Genomic DNA, 16,893 nt, shown 5'->3' on the forward strand with positions numbered 1-16,893 from the left:
CGGCGAATTCAGCCAGCGCACCGCCCAGACCCGCATCTGTCCAGGCGATAACCCGATCGCCCGTTTGCCACTGATCTGACGCCGGAGCCGACGCGCTCTATGGTTCCGGCAAGATCGGTGCCCAGTGTGAGGGGTAATCTCATCTCAAAGAACTGCCGGGCGACACCGGATGCGACAAGCGTATCCAGCGGGTTAAGCGAGGCGGCTTCAACGCGAATTAAGACCTGATCGGCTGCAATCTCAGGTACGGGCACTTCTTCAATCGCAGGTGTGGTATTGAAATGGTGCAGGCGTACAGCTTTCATCGTGTTGCTCCAAAGGTCAGTAAATTGAAGGCTCGGGTCTTTTGGTAAACAGCACTGCAACGTCTTCTCACCCGGTCGCCGCCCGCGACGTTGCTGTTATCGGGCGGTTATACCGTGGAGAAAAATATCAACTGCGTGATTGACGATGTTGTCGATGTCTTCATCGGACAACGGGAGGGAAACCAAGCCGACAATGGCGCGTAGCTTGATGTCGCTTGAGGTCATGCTCATAAATTTTTCGGCTAATACCTTGGCCGGGAACGCGTTACTGATTTTACTGGCCGGTTTTGCCTGGTGTGTGGCGATCCAGTCCGCCAGTTTATCGAGAATTTTCAGGTAGCTTGCAGCCAGCATTTCCTGTGCTATCTCAGGAAAACGGCCACCTTCATTCGTCAGCAGGCGATGCACTGCCAGCGTTCGCGGCGAAAGTGCGGTACGTACCAATTCACGGCCAAATGCCGGTAACACCTCTTCAGGCTCACGGCCCGCTATCGTAAGTTTGTCCAGTGGTTTTGCCATTTCGTTACTGACATGGAGCATAGCGGCCTTAAACAACCCCTCTTTACCGCCAAAATGGCTATAAACGTTACGACGCGACCCCCCGACCCGCGCTATCAGGTTATCCACGGCTACGGCCTCAAACCCATGTTCGAGAAATTGTTCAGCGGCGACAACGATCAAGTCATGAACCCGTTGTGCGCCTTTCGCTGTGCGGTGGGCCGGTGTAGTCGGCATTGCCATTATCATTCACTCACGTCTCATTAACAATGTGTGGTACTGTACCATACCATTTTAACTTGGCAAGCCGATCATCCAGGAGCGGGATAAACGACGAGGATTTAGACGAGGAAGCTTTAGGCGACATGGTTTTGTCAGGTATCGCGTTGTGAGACTGGTTTTAGGAGGCATCGCTTTGTCGGGCATAGCGTTGTGAGACTGATTTTGTGAGACATAGCTTTGTGAAACAGGATCACCAATGGCGTGATGCCGTCTGCTTCAGTGGCGTGAGGCGTGTTTTCCGCCAATACTAAAAATGTCTTCCCGGTATTGCACCCACCGTCTCACCCGTGATGACCGAGGCTGGCGCATCTTCCGGCATTATGAATTTTATTCATGTTCGATGAGTAAACATCAGCATTCGTCAGCGTGAAAAGCGTTGACTCTTTAAGCGGATTCGGTCATTTTCTATATGGACGTCTAAACGTATAGACGTTTGTGAAAAATAACGATAAACATGGCGAATTGAGGTAAGGATATGAGCTTTTTCCACGCGAACCATCGGGAAGCGCTGAACCAGAATCTGGCAGAATTGCAGGGCCGGATTAATGTTTCCTTTGAATTTTTCCCGCCGCGTACCAGCGAGATGGAAGAAACGCTGTGGAGCTCTATTGACCGTCTGAGTAGCCTGAAGCCTAAGTTTGTTTCGGTAACGTATGGCGCTAATTCGGGTGAGCGCGATCGCACCCACAGCATTATCAAAGGGATTAAGGAGCGCACCGGTCTTGAGGCCGCGCCGCATTTAACCTGTGTTGATGCGACGCGTGACGAATTAAAAGCCATTGCGCAAGATTATTGGAACAGCGGTATTCGCCATATCGTGGCGTTGCGCGGCGACTTACCGGCGGGCGGCGGCAAGCCAGAAATGTACGCAGCCGATCTGGTGTCGTTGCTTAAAGACGTGGGTGAGTTTGATATTTCTGTCGCCGCCTACCCTGAAGTTCACCCGGAGGCGAAAAGCGCTCAGGCGGATTTGATTAACCTGAAACGTAAAATCGACGCTGGCGCTAATCGTGCCATCACCCAGTTCTTTTTCGACGTGGAAAGCTACCTGCGCTTTCGTGACCGCTGCGTGACGACCGGTATCGATGTAGAGATTGTGCCGGGTATTCTACCCGTCTCGAATTTCAAACAATTACAGCGTTTTGCCACCATGACCAACGTGCGGGTGCCAAACTGGATGACCGCGATGTTTGAAGGGCTGGATAATGACCCGGAAACCCGCAAAATGGTCGGTGCATCAATTGCTATGGATATGGTGAAGATTCTTAGCCGTGAAGGGGTGAAAGATTTTCATTTTTACACGCTGAACCGTGCAGAACTGAGCTATGCCATTTGCCATACACTGGGTGTGCGCCCGGCTGTTTCCGCCTGATGTTTGCCGCATACGCATAACATAAACGCCCGTCAGGTTCTCTGTGTTTGGGTGTTGATGTTTTGCGTCTTTCACGTTAGTGAAAAAAAGGGCGGGCCGAGGCCCGCCAAAGTTTCGTTGGCTTGAAAAAGTTATACAGCTACAGCTTACACATTCAGAGCCTGACAGGGCCCGGAGTTCATATATTCAGGGTGGCGATGCTTGAGCTCAGGCGCTCAAAAACGTTTCCAGTTCTTCACTTCCGCCAATGTGTCGGCCACCGATAAACACCTGCGGTACGGTGCTGCGCCCGGTCACGGCTCGCAAGCTGACCGTGGTGGCATCTTTGCCCAGCATGATTTCCTCATACTGTATGCCGTTGTCCTGAAGCAACTGTTTGGCCTTGGCGCAAAACGGGCAACCGGGCTTGGTGAACAGGGCAACGGATTCTTGTACCTTATAGTGTGGAGCCAGGTATTTCAGCATGGTGTCGGCGTCGGAAACCTCAAACGGGTCGCCTGGTTTATTCGGCTCAACAAACATTTTTTCTACGATACCGTCACGAACCAGCATCGAGTAGCGCCAGGAGCGGGGGCCGAAGCCTATTTCCGCTTTTTCGACCAGCATATTCATTGAACGGGTGAATTCACCGTTGCCGTCAGGAATAAAGGTAATATTTTCTGCGTTTTGGTCAGCTTTCCAGGCATTCATCACAAAGGTGTCGTTGACGGAAACGCACAGAATCGCATCAACACCAAACTGCTTGAATACGGCAGCCAACTCGTTATAGCGTGGCAAATGGCTGGAAGAACATGTTGGTGTAAAGGCCCCTGGTAAAGAAAAGACGACCACGGTTTTATGGTTGAACAGTTCGTCGGTCGTCACATCAACCCACTGATCGCCTTGTCGGGTATGAAAGGTGACAGCGGGAATTTTTTTGCCTTCTTGGCTTGCAAACATATTTCAGTCTCTAATTTGTCGAAAAATTCTGTTTGGCGAAATCCGTCATTCATCTGGACTCGACGTATTGACATCATTATTCACTATCAGAAGTTGATAGGGCTAATCGTTCGTTGCTATTCTATTTATCGCTAGGGACTATCATGTTTAGGGGAATGAAGGCATGAATATTCGGGATTTAGAGTATCTGGTGGCATTGGCAGAGCACCGCCATTTTCGGCGGGCGGCGGACTCATGCCACGTCAGCCAACCCACGCTGAGTGGCCAGATTCGCAAGCTGGAAGATGAGTTGGGTGTAATGCTGTTGGAGCGAACCAGTCGTAAGGTGTTGTTTACTCAGGCTGGGTTGCTACTGGTTGAACAAGCCAGAACGGTGTTGCGTGAAGTTAAGGTACTCAAAGAGATGGCGAGTCAGCAAGGCGAAACCATGTCAGGCCCGCTGCATATTGGTTTAATCCCGACCGTTGGCCCCTATTTGTTGCCTCATATTATTCCCATGCTGCATCGCAGTTTCCCGAAGCTGGAGATGTATCTTCATGAAGCCCAGACCCATCAACTGTTAGCCCAGCTCGATAGCGGTAAGCTGGATTGCGCGATTCTGGCGATGGTGAAAGAGACCGAAGCCTTTATTGAAGTACCGTTGTTTGATGAACCAATGAAACTGGCGATTTATCAAGAGCATCCATGGGCTAACCGCGAGCGGGTGGCCATGTCTGATTTGGCTGGGGAAAAACTGCTGATGCTGGAAGATGGCCACTGCCTGCGCGATCAGGCGATGGGTTTTTGTTTTCAGGCCGGAGCAGATGAGGACACCCATTTTCGCGCGACCAGTCTTGAAACGCTGCGCAACATGGTGGCGGCAGGTAGCGGTATCACACTGTTGCCGTCGCTGGCGGTGCCGCAAGACAAAATCCGTGACGGCGTGTGCTACCTGCCTTGCCATAAACCTGAGCCCAAACGCACCATTGCACTGGTGTATCGTCCGGGCTCGCCGCTACGTGGCCGTTATGAGCAACTGGCCGAGTCTGTTCGTGAACACATGCAGCTCTATATGGAGCAGCAATCAAAACAGCCGGTTTAATCCGTTTAGCGCCGCTACCCGATAAGCTTCGGCCATGGTCGGGTAGTTGAAGGTGGTGTTCACGAAATACTCGAGGGTGTTGCCTTCCCCCTTCTGTTCCATGATGGCCTGGCCGATGTGAATAATTTCGGCCGCACGCTCGCCAAAACAATGGATGCCAAGAATTTGTTTGGTATCGCGGTGGAACAGAATTTTCAGGCTGCCGACGTTCATGCCGACGATTTGCGCCCGCGCCAGATGCTTGAACTGCGCACGTCCCACTTCGTAGGGCACTTTCATCGCCGTTAGCTCTTGTTCGGTTTTGCCGACAGAGCTTATCTCGGGAATGGTGTAAATGCCGGTTGGGATATCCTCAATCAGATGGGCGGTGGCATCTCCTTTGGTGATGGCTTGTGCGGCGATGCGGCCTTGATCGTAAGCGGCTGACGCCAGGCTTGGATAACCAATCACATCGCCGACGGCGTAAATGTGAGCCTGCGCGGTTTGATACATGCTGTTGACCTTGAGCAACCCGCGACTGTCTGTTTCCAGCCCGATCTGTTCCAGCCCCAGGTTTTCGGTATTACCGGTTCGTCCGTTGGCATACAGCAGGCAATCTGCTTTCATTTTTTTGCCGGACTTCAGGTGTACGATGACCCCGTCATCGACGCCTTCGATTTGGTCAAACTCTTCGTTGTGGCGAATAACCACACCGTTGTTCCAGAAATGGTATGACAGCGCATCCGACATTTCCTGATCCAGAAACGCCAGCAGCCTGTCGCGGGTGTTGATTAAATCAACCTTGACGTTTAAGCCACGGAAGATCGATGCATATTCGCAACCAATCACCCCAGCGCCGTAGATGATGACGTGTTTAGGCTCGTAGTCCAGATCGAGAATCGAATCGCTGTCGTAGATGTGGGGATGGTCAAAATTGACGCTCGCCGGGTGATAAGGGCGCGATCCGCTGGCGATAATAATATGGGCGGCAGTCAGCGCGTCGTGAGAGCCGTCCGGGTAGTAAACCGCGAGGGTATGGGCGTCGATAAACCGCGCTTCGCCGGAGAACAACTCGCAATGATTACGCTCATAAAACCCCTGTCGCATACGGGTTTGTTGGGCCAATAACGCTATCGGCGTGGCGCAGAATATCGGAAAACGAAGAGCTAATGACACGAGCATTATCGCTGTAGAGTGGGTTTTGGTTGAATTCGATGATGCGGCTAACGGCGTGTCTGAGGGCTTTTGAGGGGATGGTGCCCCAGTGGGTGCATCCTCCGCCGACATTGTAGTGCCGTTCTATCACGGCGACTTTAGCGCCTTGTTTCGCCAGCCCCATAGCAGCGCCTTCGCCGCCGGGGCCTGACCCAATCACGATGGCATCGTAATCGTATTGCTGTTGTATCGACATGGTAGTAACCACCTTGTTTTTATACAAATTGCTAACGCGATTGTAACATCGTCCGACGGATAACCCAATCATCCCTCATCTCTGTGGGGGAAAGGCGGATCACACTTTTACTATGGCAAACTTTGCCGCAGTATGTGGCAACTAAAGTTTGTTATAGTGCTTTTCTTCACTTAAGGAGAGCGATGAAGTTGGGCAGGATAATGGGTGTCAGAGCACAACAAAAAGAACGGACGCGCCGTTCCCTGATCGAAGCGGCATTCAGCCAGTTAAGCGCTGAACGTAGCTTCGCCAGCCTGAGTTTGCGTGAGGTAGCCCGCGAAGCAGGCATTGCCCCCACTTCGTTTTATCGCCATTTCCGCGATGTGGATGAATTGGGGCTGACGATGGTCGATGAAAGCGGCCTGATGCTACGGCAACTGATGCGCCAGGCGCGGCAGCGCATTGTCAAAAGCGGCGGCAGCGTGATTCGCACCTCGGTCTCGACGTTTATGGAGTTTATCGGTAACAATCCAAACGCGTTTCGTTTGTTGCTGCGTGAACGTTCTGGTACATCGGCGGCGTTTCGTGCGGCTGTCGCGCGGGAAATTCAGCATTTTATTGCGGAACTGGCCGATTACCTTGAAGTCGAAAATCATATTCCGCGCAGCTTCGCCGAAGCACAGTCAGAAGCGATGGTGACGATTGTCTTTAGCGCGGGCGCCGAGGCGCTGGACGTGGATGCCGAACAACGGCGGCATTTGGAAGAGCGTTTGGTATTGCAACTGCGCATGATTGCCAAAGGCGCTTATTACTGGTATCGCAAAGAGCAGGGTAAAGGCTTTGGCTCTTATCCTGAAGGATAATCAGAGGAGGCATGATGACAGAGCAGAAACAGTCAGAAAAAGGCACGCTGGTATTGGCGCTGTTGGCGGGTTTGTCTGCTAACGGTTCTTTTATTGCGGTGTTCAGTTCGCCGGTGCCCTTTTCCATTTTTCCGTTAATTGCGCTGGTGCTGTCTGTTTATTGCCTGCACCAGCGCTACATGCACCACGCCATGCCGCAAGGCACTCCGATGCTGGCGGCGGGCTGCTTCTTACTCGGCCTGTTACTGTACAGCGCGATTGTACGGGCGGAATATCCGCAAATCGGCTCGAATTTCGTGCCTTCTGTCTTGTGTGTGGCGCTGGCACTATGGCTGGTGGCGAAGTTGCGGGCGCGCAAGCCCGCACAAGAGAGCGACACGCACTAGACGCATCGTTCCAGTAAGACGCCGCACTCCATATGGTGGGTGTAGGGGAACTGATCAAACAGCGCTAACTGGCTGATACGGTGAGTCTGGCTCAGGGTTGTCAGGTTGTCGCACAGGGTTTGTGGGTTGCAGGACACATACAAAATGCGTGGATAAGCCTGCACCAGTTTCACCGTATCTTCATCAAGGCCGCTGCGTGGCGGGTCAACAAAAATCGTCTCGCAGTGGTAGTCACTCAGGTTGATGCCCTGCAAACGGTTGAACTGGCGTACACCGTTCATCGCTTGCGTAAATTCTTCTGCCGCCATACGAATAATCTGCACGTTATCAATGTGATTGGCGGCGATGTTGTACTGTGCGGCAGCCACTGATGGCTTGGCGATTTCGGTGGCTAACACCCGCTCGAAGTTGCGTGCCAGCGCCAGCGAAAAATTGCCGTTACCGCAATACAGCTCCAGTAAGTCGCCTTTTGAACCGGCAGTAACGTTAAGCGCCCACTCCAGCATTTGAATATTCACCCCGGCATTCGGCTGGGTGAAGCTGTTTTCTACCTGACGATAAATCATCTCCCGGCCAGCGACAGGCAGACGCTCATCCGCGTAATCACGATCCAGACAGATTTTGGTTTTCGTTGCCCGGCCAATCAGTTGCAGCGCAAAACCTTGCTCACGCAATGTGTCTCGCAGGGCGCTGGCTTGCTGCTGCCACTCCTCATTCAGTGCTTTGTGATAGAGCAGTGACACCACAATCTCGCCACTCAGTGTCGAGAGGTAGTCAATCTGGAACAGCTTACGGCGCAACACCGGGTCACTACGCAGGGCATCGAGCAGGACGGGCATCAGGCGGTTGATGAGTTCACTGGCGGCAGGGAATTGATCGACGCGGATCCGTTGCTTGGTGTGCTGATCGAACACGATGTGGTAGAGGTCATCCCCCTCATGCCAGATACGAAACTCCGCCCGCATCCGGTAGTGACTGACTTGCGAGCGGAACACGCGAGGTGCAGGCGCGCCAAAAGGGGCCATCAGGGTGACAAGACGTCCGATTTTCTCCTCGAGTTGGGCGTCATACTGGTCGATGGGCAGGATATCTGGCGTCATGCGGGTCTCATCCGAAAAGCAGTCAATAAAGGGAATGTGGGCGCTGAAAACATTGGCTTTGCACTATTAGCACAACAGAAATAGCACAACAGGAATGTTGTCAGGGCGCGATTGTAGGGTATCTGGCAATGATGTCCAGCCTTGTTGTTTAGTTACTTCGCCAATAAATGGAAGTCTAGACATCTACTTTTAGCGATCGTAGCATGGGCGTCCGGCCTTAATTGCAAGTGAAAAGGGAATCCAGTGCAAATCTGGAGCTGACGCGCAGCGGTAAGGGGTATAGCAGGCGATAGCCTTGTGCAGACACTGTCCTGAAGGATGGGAAGTCATCGTCTTATTGCCAGTCATGGCAGCACCCAAGCCCGAAGACCTGCCGGTATACGTCGCAATGTTCATGATTATCGCGTGCTATCTATCATGAGGGTGCGGCATCCCGCCAATTTAGTTTGGATGCATCTTTAACTATGTTTAATAAAAAAATAACGCTGCTGGCAGCGGCGATAACTGCCTCATTTTCAGGGTGGGCGCAGAGTAACGACAGCACACAGTCAACGAGCCGTGACGCAATGGTAGTAACGGCGAACCGTTTCCCCCAACCCGTTTCCTCCGTACTGGCCCCTACCACCGTGGTGACGCGGGACGATATCGACCGCTGGCAGTCGAAAAATGTGTTAGAGGTTATAAAACGTCTACCCGGTGTGGATATCGCGCAGAATGGAGGCCTTGGCCAAAGTGCTTCTATTTATATTCGCGGTTCAGAGGCCCGTCATACGTTAGTTTTGATTGATGGTATTCCGCTGGCGAAACCCGGTATTACAGGTGTTGCGGATTTTAATCAAATACCAATGTCGTTAGTGCAACGAATTGAATTTATCCGAGGCCCTCGTTCTGCCGTTTATGGTGCGGATGCGATTGGTGGCGTTATCAACGTCATCACGCAGTCAGATAAAAAGGGTGGGACGCTGGAAACCGGGATTGGTAGTAATCATTACCAGCAATATAACGGCAGCTTGCGCCAGGCAATTGGTGATAACACAACATTAACATTGGCTGGGGCATATCAAGATACAAAAGGATTCAATGTTCAGCCAGAGTCATCAACATACGGCCCAGACAGCGATAGAGATGGCTGGCGTAATAAATCGTTCTGGGGCGGTGTAGATCATCGTTTTAATGAACAATGGTCTGCATTTATCCGTGGATATGGTTACGGCGCGAACAGCGATTATGATGCTTTATCCTCTAACAGCACAAACGAGCAGCAAATTTATAACCACTCTTACAATACGGGTGTGCGCTTTATTCAAGGCGATTTCGCTTCACAGCTGGTAGCGAGTTATCAAAAATATCGTTTCATCAATTATCTGAATACAGAAGGGCGGTACGACGGTATTAGCTCTCTGGATAATATGGAGCAACGCAATCTGCAATGGGGAAATACATACCGAATTGGTCAAGGTATGCTCAGTGCGGGGATCGATTGGCAGCAGCAAAAATTAATTTCCGAAGGCGTAAATTATAATACAGCTGCCAGAGAGTCTGATGATTATAAAAGAGATAATACCGGTGTTTACCTAACGGCCCAACAGCAAATAAACGCTTTTACGGTTGAGGGTTCCGTACGTGGCGATGACAACGAACAGTTTGGTCAGCACGGTACCTGGCAAACAGCTGCTGGCTGGGATTTTCTGCCTGATTATAGGCTGACCCTTTCCTATGGAACTGGGTTTCAGGCGCCGACTTTAGGACAGATGTTTGGGCAAAAATACATTAATATTATGCCTAACAAAGACTTGAAGCCCGAAGAGTCCAAACAATGGGAAGCAGGAGTTGAGGGAATAACCGGCTATTTGAACTGGCGCTTGTCTGCGTATCACAACAAAGTAAACAACTTACTTACCTATTCGTCTGATCCTGTGACATTTAATGGTGTTTATAGCAACGTTAAAGCTGCAACCTTACAAGGGGTGGAATGGACGGGGCAATTTGATACAGGAATCTTCAATCATCAAATTACGTTGGGCTATCTTGATGCCAGACGGGATGAGGATAACGAAGTTATTGCACGCCGTGCTAAACAACAGGCTAAATATCAACTTGGTTGGAAGGTTGCTGATGTCGATGTTGATGTAAGTTATCAATATTTCGGTAAGCGTTATGATAACAATACCAATGAGTATGTATCTACACAGCGCCAGTTACCTAGCTATAGTACGGTTGATATCGCAGCATCATATCCCGTCACCTCTCATCTCACGGTTCGTGGTAGAATAGCCAACCTGTTTGATAAGAATTATGAGACGGCGTATGGCTACCGAACCGCAGGGCGAGAATACTATCTTACCGGAAGCTATAGTTTCTGATTTACCTCCCCGCCCCACCGTGTTGGTATTTGATTCTGGTGTGGGCGGGTTGTCTGTTTATGATGAAGTTCGCAATTTACTGCCGGACTTACATTATATCTACGCATTTGATAATGAGGCTTTTCCCTACGGGGAAAAGCCTGAGCAGTTTATTATCGAACGTGTTCTTTCTATCGTCGAAGCGGTAGAAAAGCAGCACCCCTTATCCTTAGTCATTATTGCCTGCAATACCGCCAGCACTATCTCATTGCCCGCACTGCGTGCGCGTTTTGATTTCCCGGTGGTCGGTGTCGTTCCTGCGGTGAAGCCTGCGGCGAAACTGACCCGCAACGGGGTTGTCGGTTTACTTGCTACCCGCGCAACGGTGCAACGCTCTTACACTCATGAATTGATTTCACGTTTTGCTCATGACTGCCAGATCTTGCTATTGGGCTCGGCAGAATTGGTTGAGTTTGCTGAGGCTAAACTGCAAGGCGAGTCTGTTTCCGAGGAAGCGCTGCGCAGAATTTTGCGTCCGTGGCTGAAATTGCTAGAACCGCCGGACACGGTTGTGCTGGGGTGTACCCATTTTCCGCTGCTGACCGAAGAGTTACAGCATGTGTTGCCAGATGGAACCCGACTGGTGGATTCCGGCTCTGCTATCGCACGCAGAACCGCGTGGTTGATAGATCATTTGGATAACCCCAAATACTCAACAGAGAAGAATCTCGCTTATTGTTTGTCGATTACACCTAAAGTTGCGACGCTTTGGCCAGTTTTACGCCGTTATGGCTTTAATTCGCTCGAAAAATTGACCCTGCTCACCTCTTCTGCGTGAATATTGAGCGGTCGATATTATTTTTGAAATTTAGGGCTTGTCAGGCCGCAGGAAGTCCCTATAATGCGCCTCCACTGACACGGCAACAGCGGCAACGCAACGCGGTGTCAGCAAAGAGAAAACGAAAATAAACGTTGACTCTTCATGAGGAAAGCGTAGTATACGCCACCTCGCGACAGCAGGCTCAGGCCGGTCGCACTGCTCTTTAACAATTAATCAGACAATCTGTGTGGGCACTCGCAGGACACTTCGCAAAAACTTTTGTGAAAGTCTTGAAGAGTGACAACAGTTAATTCATTACGAATAAACAGTAAATTCTTTGAGCACCGTTTTCTTCGGAAAACACAATCAAACTTAAATTGAAGAGTTTGATCATGGCTCAGATTGAACGCTGGCGGCAGGCCTAACACATGCAAGTCGAGCGGTAGCACAAAGGAGCTTGCTCCTTGGGTGACGAGCGGCGGACGGGTGAGTAATGTCTGGGAAACTGCCTGATGGAGGGGGATAACTACTGGAAACGGTAGCTAATACCGCATAACGTCTTCGGACCAAGAGGGGGACCTTCGGGCCTCTTGCCATCAGATGTGCCCAGATGGGATTAGCTAGTAGGTGAGGTAATGGCTCACCTAGGCGACAATCCCTAGCTGGTCTGAGAGGATGACCAGCCACACTGGAACTGAGACACGGTCCAGACTCCTACGGGAGGCAGCAGTGGGGAATATTGCACAATGGGCGCAAGCCTGATGCAGCCATGCCGCGTGTGTGAAGAAGGCCTTCGGGTTGTAAAGCACTTTCAGCGGGGAGGAAGGCGACAAGGTTAATAACCTTGTCGATTGACGTTACCCGCAGAAGAAGCACCGGCTAACTCCGTGCCAGCAGCCGCGGTAATACGGAGGGTGCAAGCGTTAATCGGAATGACTGGGCGTAAAGCGCACGCAGGCGGTCTGTTAAGTTGGATGTGAAATCCCCGGGCTTAACCTGGGAACTGCATTCAAAACTGACAGGCTAGAGTCTCGTAGAGGGGGGTAGAATTCCAGGTGTAGCGGTGAAATGCGTAGAGATTGGAGGAATACCGGTGGCGAAGGCGGCCCCCTGGACGAAGACTGACGCTCAGGTGCGAAAGCGTGGGGAGCAAACAGGATTAGATACCCTGGTAGTCCACGCTGTAAACGATGTCGATTTGGAGGTTGTGCCCTTGAGGCGTGGCTTCCGGAGCTAACGCGTTAAATCGACCGCCTGGGGAGTACGGCCGCAAGGTTAAAACTCAAATGAATTGACGGGGGCCCGCACAAGCGGTGGAGCATGTGGTTTAATTCGATGCAACGCGAAGAACCTTACCTACTCTTGACATCCAGAGAAGCCTGCAGAGATGCGGGTGTGCCTTCGGGAGCTCTGAGACAGGTGCTGCATGGCTGTCGTCAGCTCGTGTTGTGAAATGTTGGGTTAAGTCCCGCAACGAGCGCAACCCTTATCCTCTGTTGCCAGCACTTCGGGTGGGAACTCAGGGGAGACTGCCGGTGATAAACCGGAGGAAGGTGGGGATGACGTCAAGTCATCATGGCCCTTACGAGTAGGGCTACACACGTGCTACAATGGCGTATACAAAGAGAAGCGACCTCGCGAGAGCAAGCGGACCTCATAAAGTACGTCGTAGTCCGGATTGGAGTCTGCAACTCGACTCCATGAAGTCGGAATCGCTAGTAATCGTAGATCAGAATGCTACGGTGAATACGTTCCCGGGCCTTGTACACACCGCCCGTCACACCATGGGAGTGGGTTGCAAAAGAAGTAGGTAGCTTAACCTTCGGGAGGGCGCTTACCACTTTGTGATTCATGACTGGGGTGAAGTCGTAACAAGGTAACCGTAGGGGAACCTGCGGTTGGATCACCTCCTTACCGAGTGAAGAGTCTGCGTGGTGTCCACACAGATTGTCTGATGAAGAAAACGAGCAGTAAAACCTTATAGGCTTGTAGCTCAGGTGGTTAGAGCGCACCCCTGATAAGGGTGAGGTCGGTGGTTCAAGTCCACTCAGGCCTACCAGTTTCGCGAGGGTGCGAGAGCACGGCGCGGGGCTGAAAAAGGTTGTACTCACTACGATGGGGCTATAGCTCAGCTGGGAGAGCGCCTGCTTTGCACGCAGGAGGTCTGCGGTTCGAACCCGCATAGCTCCACCATTAACGAATGACTTCAGAGTGTACTGGAAACAGTATGCTGCGAAGTATTCTGCTCTTTAACAATCTGGAACAAGCTGAAAATTGAAACGACAGCATGTGTATGCGAATGCATGTGTTGTTCGAGTCTCTCAAAAACTTGCATCCCGAAACACTTTCGGGTTGTGAGGTTAAGCGACTAAGCGTACACGGTGGATGCCTAGGCAGTCAGAGGCGATGAAGGGCGTGCTAATCTGCGATAAGCGTCGGCAAGGTGATATGAACCGTTATACCCGACGATACCCGAATGGGGAAACCCAGTGTGTTTCGACACACTATCACACACTGAATTCATAGGTGTGTGAGGCGAACCGGGGGAACTGAAACATCTCAGTACCCCGAGGAAAAGAAATCAACCGAGATTCCCCCAGTAGCGGCGAGCGAACGGGGAAGAGCCCAGAACCTGAATCGGCTTGTGTGTCAGTGGAAGCGTCTGGAAAGGCGCACGATACAGGGTGACAGTCCCGTACACGAAGATGCACAGGTCGTGAGTTCGATGAGTAGGGCGGGACACGTGGTATCCTGTCTGAATATGGGGGGGACCATCCTCCAAGGCTAAATACTCCTGACTGACCGATAGTGAACCAGTACCGTGAGGGAAAGGCGAAAAGAACCCCGGCGAGGGGAGTGAAATAGAACCTGAAACCGTGTACGTACAAGCAGTGGGAGCCTTGATTTATCAGGGTGACTGCGTGCTACCTTTTGTATAATGGGTCAGCGACTTATATTCTGTAGCAAGGTTAACCGAGAGGGGAGCCGCAGGGAAACCGAGTCTTAACTGGGCGTTAAGTTGCAGGGTATAGACCCGAAACCCGGTGATGATCAGCCATGGGCAGGTTGAAGGTTGGGTAACACTAACTGGAGGACCGAACCGACTAATGTTGAAAAATTAGCGGATGACTTGTGGCTGGGGGTGAAAGGCCAATCAAACCGGGAGATAGCTGGTTCTCCCCGAAAGCTATTTAGGTAGCGCCTCGTGAATTCATCTTCGGGGGTAGAGCACTGTTTCGGCTAGGGGGCCATCCCGGCTTACCAACCCGATGCAAACTGCGAATACCGAAGAATGTTATCACGGGAGACACACGGCGGGTGCTAACGTCCGTCGTGAAGAGGGAAACAACCCAGACCGCCAGCTAAGGTCCCAAAGTCATGGTTAAGTGGGAAACGATGTGGGAAGGCCCAGACAGCCAGGATGTTGGCTTAGAAGCAGCCATCATTTAAAGAAAGCGTAATAGCTCACTGGTCGAGTCGGCCTGCGCGGAAGATGTAACGGGGCTAAAACCATGCACCGAAGCTGCGGCAGCGACACTTATGTGTTGTTGGGTAGGGGAGCGTTCTGTAAGCCTGTGAAGGTGGCCTGTGAGGGCTGCTGGAGGTATCAGAAGTGCGAATGCTGACATAAGTAACGATAATGCGGGTGAAAAACCCGCACGCCGGAAGACCAAGGGTTCCTGTCCAACGTTAATCGGGGCAGGGTGAGTCGACCCCTAAGGCGAGGCTGAAAAGCGTAGTCGATGGGAAACAGGTTAATATTCCTGTACTTGGTGTTACTGCGAAGGGGGGACGGAGAAGGCTATGTCATCCGGGCGACGGTTGTCCCGGTTTAAGCGTGCAGGTGGGTGGACCAGGCAAATCCGGTCTGCTGTTAACACTGAGGCGTAATGACGAGGTACTACGGTACTGAAGTGACAGATGCCCTGCTTCCAGGAAAAGCCTCTAAGCATCAGGTAACATTGAATCGTACCCCAAACCGACACAGGTGGTCAGGTAGAGAATACTCAGGCGCTTGAGAGAACTCGGGTGAAGGAACTAGGCAAAATGGTGCCGTAACTTCGGGAGAAGGCACGCTCCTGTTGGTGAAGTCCCTTGCGGACGAAGCTGACGGGAGTCGCAGATACCAGCTGGCTGCAACTGTTTAATAAAAACACAGCACTGTGCAAACACGAAAGTGGACGTATACGGTGTGACGCCTGCCCGGTGCCGGAAGGTTAATTGATGGGGTCAGCCGCAAGGCGAAGCTCTTGATCGAAGCCCCGGTAAACGGCGGCCGTAACTATAACGGTCCTAAGGTAGCGAAATTCCTTGTCGGGTAAGTTCCGACCTGCACGAATGGCGTAATGATGGCCAGGCTGTCTCCACCCGAGACTCAGTGAAATTGAACTCGCTGTGAAGATGCAGTGTACCCGCGGCAAGACGGAAAGACCCCGTGAACCTTTACTATAGCTTGACACTGAACCTTGAGCCTTGATGTGTAGGATAGGTGGGAGGCTTTGAAGTGTGGACGCCAGTCTGCATGGAGCCAACCTTGAAATACCACCCTTTAATGTTTGATGTTCTAACGCGGGGCCCCTAATCGGGGTTGCGGACAGTGTCTGGTGGGTAGTTTGACTGGGGCGGTCTCCTCCCAAAGAGTAACGGAGGAGCACGAAGGTTAGCTAATCCTGGTCGGACATCAGGAGGTTAGTGCAAAGGCATAAGCTAGCTTGACTGCGAGAGTGACGGCTCGAGCAGGTGCGAAAGCAGGTCTTAGTGATCCGGTGGTTCTGAATGGAAGGGCCATCGCTCAACGGATAAAAGGTACTCCGGGGATAACAGGCTGATACCGCCCAAGAGTTCATATCGACGGCGGTGTTTGGCACCTCGATGTCGGCTCATCACATCCTGGGGCTGAAGTAGGTCCCAAGGGTATGGCTGTTCGCCATTTAAAGTGGTACGCGAGCTGGGTTTAGAACGTCGTGAGACAGTTCGGTCCCTATCTGCCGTGGGCGTTGGAAGATTGAGAAGATCTATCCCTAGTACGAGAGGACCGGGATGGACGAACCTCTGGTGTGTCAGTTGTTCCGCCAGGAGCACCGCTGATTAGCTACGTTCGGAACGGATAACCGCTGAAAGCATCTAAGCGGGAAACTCGCCTGAGATGAGTCTTCCCTGGGCCCTTGAGGCCCCTGAAGGGACGTTTAAGACGAAGACGTTGATAGGCTGGGTGTGTAAGCGCAGCGATGCGTTGAGCTAACCAGTACTAATGACCCGAGAGGCTTAACCTTACAACACCGAAGGTGTTTTGGTGAGAGACGCAGAGAATAGATTCAGCTTGTTCAGAGATTGGTTCGGGTGGTTATGTGGAAGCGAAAGCGGAGTATAACGGCCGGAATAAAAAGAATTTGCCTGGCGGCGATAGCGCGGTGGTCCCACCTGACCCCATGCCGAACTCAGAAGTGAAACGCCGTAGCGCCGATGGTAGTGTGGGGTCTCCCCATGCGAGAGTAGGGAACTGCCAGGCATTAAATTATGGTGTAATAGCACCGGT

General features: G+C 51.8%; 10 protein-coding genes, 2 tRNA genes, 3 rRNA genes, 1 pseudogene and 1 riboswitch. Of the genes and pseudogenes, 11 read left to right on the forward strand and 5 right to left on the reverse strand.

Going from position 1 to position 16,893, the window contains the following annotated elements; all coding sequences use genetic code 11:
* Window positions 1-8: 8 nt before the first annotated feature.
* Both O1Q98_RS12590 and O1Q98_RS12595 read right to left on the reverse strand, forming a co-directional pair.
* Window positions 9-305 (reverse strand): alcohol dehydrogenase catalytic domain-containing protein, encoded by a 297-nt coding sequence (locus O1Q98_RS12590; RefSeq protein WP_278141775.1) that lies wholly within the window; start codon window positions 303-305, stop codon window positions 9-11.
* A gap of 96 nt (window positions 306-401) precedes the next feature.
* Window positions 402-1,040 (reverse strand): TetR/AcrR family transcriptional regulator, encoded by a 639-nt coding sequence (locus O1Q98_RS12595; RefSeq protein ID WP_269975599.1) that lies wholly within the window; start codon window positions 1,038-1,040, stop codon window positions 402-404.
* 520 nt (window positions 1,041-1,560) lie between these two features.
* On the opposite strand from O1Q98_RS12595, the gene metF reads away from it, so the two are divergent.
* Window positions 1,561-2,457, forward strand: coding sequence for a methylenetetrahydrofolate reductase (metF, locus tag O1Q98_RS12600; RefSeq protein ID WP_125257897.1), 897 nt, complete (start codon window positions 1,561-1,563; stop codon window positions 2,455-2,457).
* Window positions 2,458-2,664: 207 nt separating this feature from the next.
* Here the strand turns inward: metF and O1Q98_RS12605 are convergent, their stop codons facing one another.
* Window positions 2,665-3,396: a glutathione peroxidase gene (locus O1Q98_RS12605; RefSeq protein WP_125257898.1), complete on the reverse strand. Its 732-nt coding sequence runs from the start codon at window positions 3,394-3,396 to the stop codon at window positions 2,665-2,667.
* A gap of 163 nt (window positions 3,397-3,559) precedes the next feature.
* Here O1Q98_RS12605 and oxyR point away from each other — a divergent pair, with 163 nt between their 5' ends.
* On the forward strand, window positions 3,560-4,477 hold the full coding sequence (oxyR, locus tag O1Q98_RS12610; protein WP_125257899.1) for a DNA-binding transcriptional regulator OxyR: 918 nt from the start codon (window positions 3,560-3,562) through the stop codon (window positions 4,475-4,477).
* On the opposite strand, the pseudogene sthA reads toward oxyR, so the two are convergent.
* Window positions 4,460-5,861, reverse strand: a pseudogene (gene sthA / locus O1Q98_RS12615) (Si-specific NAD(P)(+) transhydrogenase). The gene oxyR and the pseudogene sthA sit on opposite strands and share 18 nt — an antisense overlap.
* Window positions 5,862-6,064: 203 nt before the next feature.
* On the opposite strand from sthA, the gene fabR reads away from it, so the two are divergent.
* Both fabR and O1Q98_RS12625 read left to right on the forward strand, forming a co-directional pair.
* Window positions 6,065-6,709, forward strand: coding sequence for an HTH-type transcriptional repressor FabR (fabR, locus tag O1Q98_RS12620; protein WP_205744229.1), 645 nt, complete (start codon window positions 6,065-6,067; stop codon window positions 6,707-6,709).
* Between the two features lie 14 nt (window positions 6,710-6,723).
* The gene (locus O1Q98_RS12625) at window positions 6,724-7,095 is read left to right on the forward strand and encodes a YijD family membrane protein (protein WP_125257900.1); all 372 of its coding nucleotides are present in this window, start codon (window positions 6,724-6,726) and stop codon (window positions 7,093-7,095) included.
* On the opposite strand, the gene trmA is transcribed toward O1Q98_RS12625, so the two are convergent.
* On the reverse strand, window positions 7,092-8,195 hold the full coding sequence (trmA, locus tag O1Q98_RS12630; protein ID WP_125257901.1) for a tRNA (uridine(54)-C5)-methyltransferase TrmA: 1,104 nt from the start codon (window positions 8,193-8,195) through the stop codon (window positions 7,092-7,094). The two genes, O1Q98_RS12625 and trmA, sit on opposite strands and share 4 nt — an antisense overlap.
* 198 nt (window positions 8,196-8,393) lie before the next feature.
* Window positions 8,394-8,587: riboswitch (cobalamin riboswitch) on the forward strand.
* Between the two features lie 72 nt (window positions 8,588-8,659).
* Here trmA and btuB point away from each other — a divergent pair.
* From btuB to rrf, 7 genes are all read left to right on the forward strand, one after another.
* Window positions 8,660-10,558 (forward strand): TonB-dependent vitamin B12 receptor BtuB, encoded by a 1,899-nt coding sequence (gene btuB, locus O1Q98_RS12635; protein ID WP_125257902.1) that lies wholly within the window; start codon window positions 8,660-8,662, stop codon window positions 10,556-10,558.
* On the forward strand, window positions 10,503-11,375 hold the full coding sequence (murI, locus tag O1Q98_RS12640) for a glutamate racemase (protein ID WP_125257903.1): 873 nt from the start codon (window positions 10,503-10,505) through the stop codon (window positions 11,373-11,375). The genes btuB and murI overlap by 56 nt, the downstream gene beginning before the upstream one ends.
* Window positions 11,376-11,731: 356 nt before the next feature.
* A 16S ribosomal RNA gene (locus O1Q98_RS12645) occupies window positions 11,732-13,271 on the forward strand.
* Window positions 13,272-13,339: 68 nt separating this feature from the next.
* Window positions 13,340-13,416, forward strand: a tRNA-Ile gene (locus tag O1Q98_RS12650).
* A 58-nt stretch (window positions 13,417-13,474) separates the two neighbouring features.
* Window positions 13,475-13,550 (forward strand) — tRNA-Ala (locus tag O1Q98_RS12655).
* Window positions 13,551-13,715: 165 nt separating this feature from the next.
* A 23S ribosomal RNA gene (locus O1Q98_RS12660) occupies window positions 13,716-16,630 on the forward strand.
* Between the two features lie 120 nt (window positions 16,631-16,750).
* A 5S ribosomal RNA gene (gene rrf / locus O1Q98_RS12665) occupies window positions 16,751-16,866 on the forward strand.
* The 16S, 23S and 5S rRNA genes sit together here with 2 tRNA genes alongside, the layout of an rRNA operon.
* Window positions 16,867-16,893 lie beyond the last annotated feature (27 nt).

The sequence above is a fragment of the Dickeya lacustris genome (assembly GCF_029635795.1).
Taxonomy (GTDB): Bacteria; Pseudomonadota; Gammaproteobacteria; order Enterobacterales; family Enterobacteriaceae; genus Dickeya; species Dickeya lacustris.

Excerpts from the sequence above, each read along its gene's own strand:
- O1Q98_RS12590 (WP_278141775.1), bottom strand. The coding sequence starts at position 305 with ATGAAAGCTGTACGCCTGCACCATTTCAATACCACACCTGCGATTGAA.
- O1Q98_RS12595 (WP_269975599.1), bottom strand. The coding sequence starts at position 1,040 with ATGCCGACTACACCGGCCCACCGCACAGCGAAAGGCGCACAACGGGTT.
- metF (WP_125257897.1), top strand. The coding sequence starts at position 1,561 with ATGAGCTTTTTCCACGCGAACCATCGGGAAGCGCTGAACCAGAATCTG.
- O1Q98_RS12605 (WP_125257898.1), bottom strand. The coding sequence starts at position 3,396 with ATGTTTGCAAGCCAAGAAGGCAAAAAAATTCCCGCTGTCACCTTTCAT.
- oxyR (WP_125257899.1), top strand. The coding sequence starts at position 3,560 with ATGAATATTCGGGATTTAGAGTATCTGGTGGCATTGGCAGAGCACCGC.
- O1Q98_RS12625 (WP_125257900.1), top strand. The coding sequence starts at position 6,724 with ATGACAGAGCAGAAACAGTCAGAAAAAGGCACGCTGGTATTGGCGCTG.
- trmA (WP_125257901.1), bottom strand. The coding sequence starts at position 8,195 with ATGACGCCAGATATCCTGCCCATCGACCAGTATGACGCCCAACTCGAG.
- btuB (WP_125257902.1), top strand. The coding sequence starts at position 8,660 with ATGTTTAATAAAAAAATAACGCTGCTGGCAGCGGCGATAACTGCCTCA.
- murI (WP_125257903.1), top strand. The coding sequence starts at position 10,503 with ATGGCTACCGAACCGCAGGGCGAGAATACTATCTTACCGGAAGCTATA.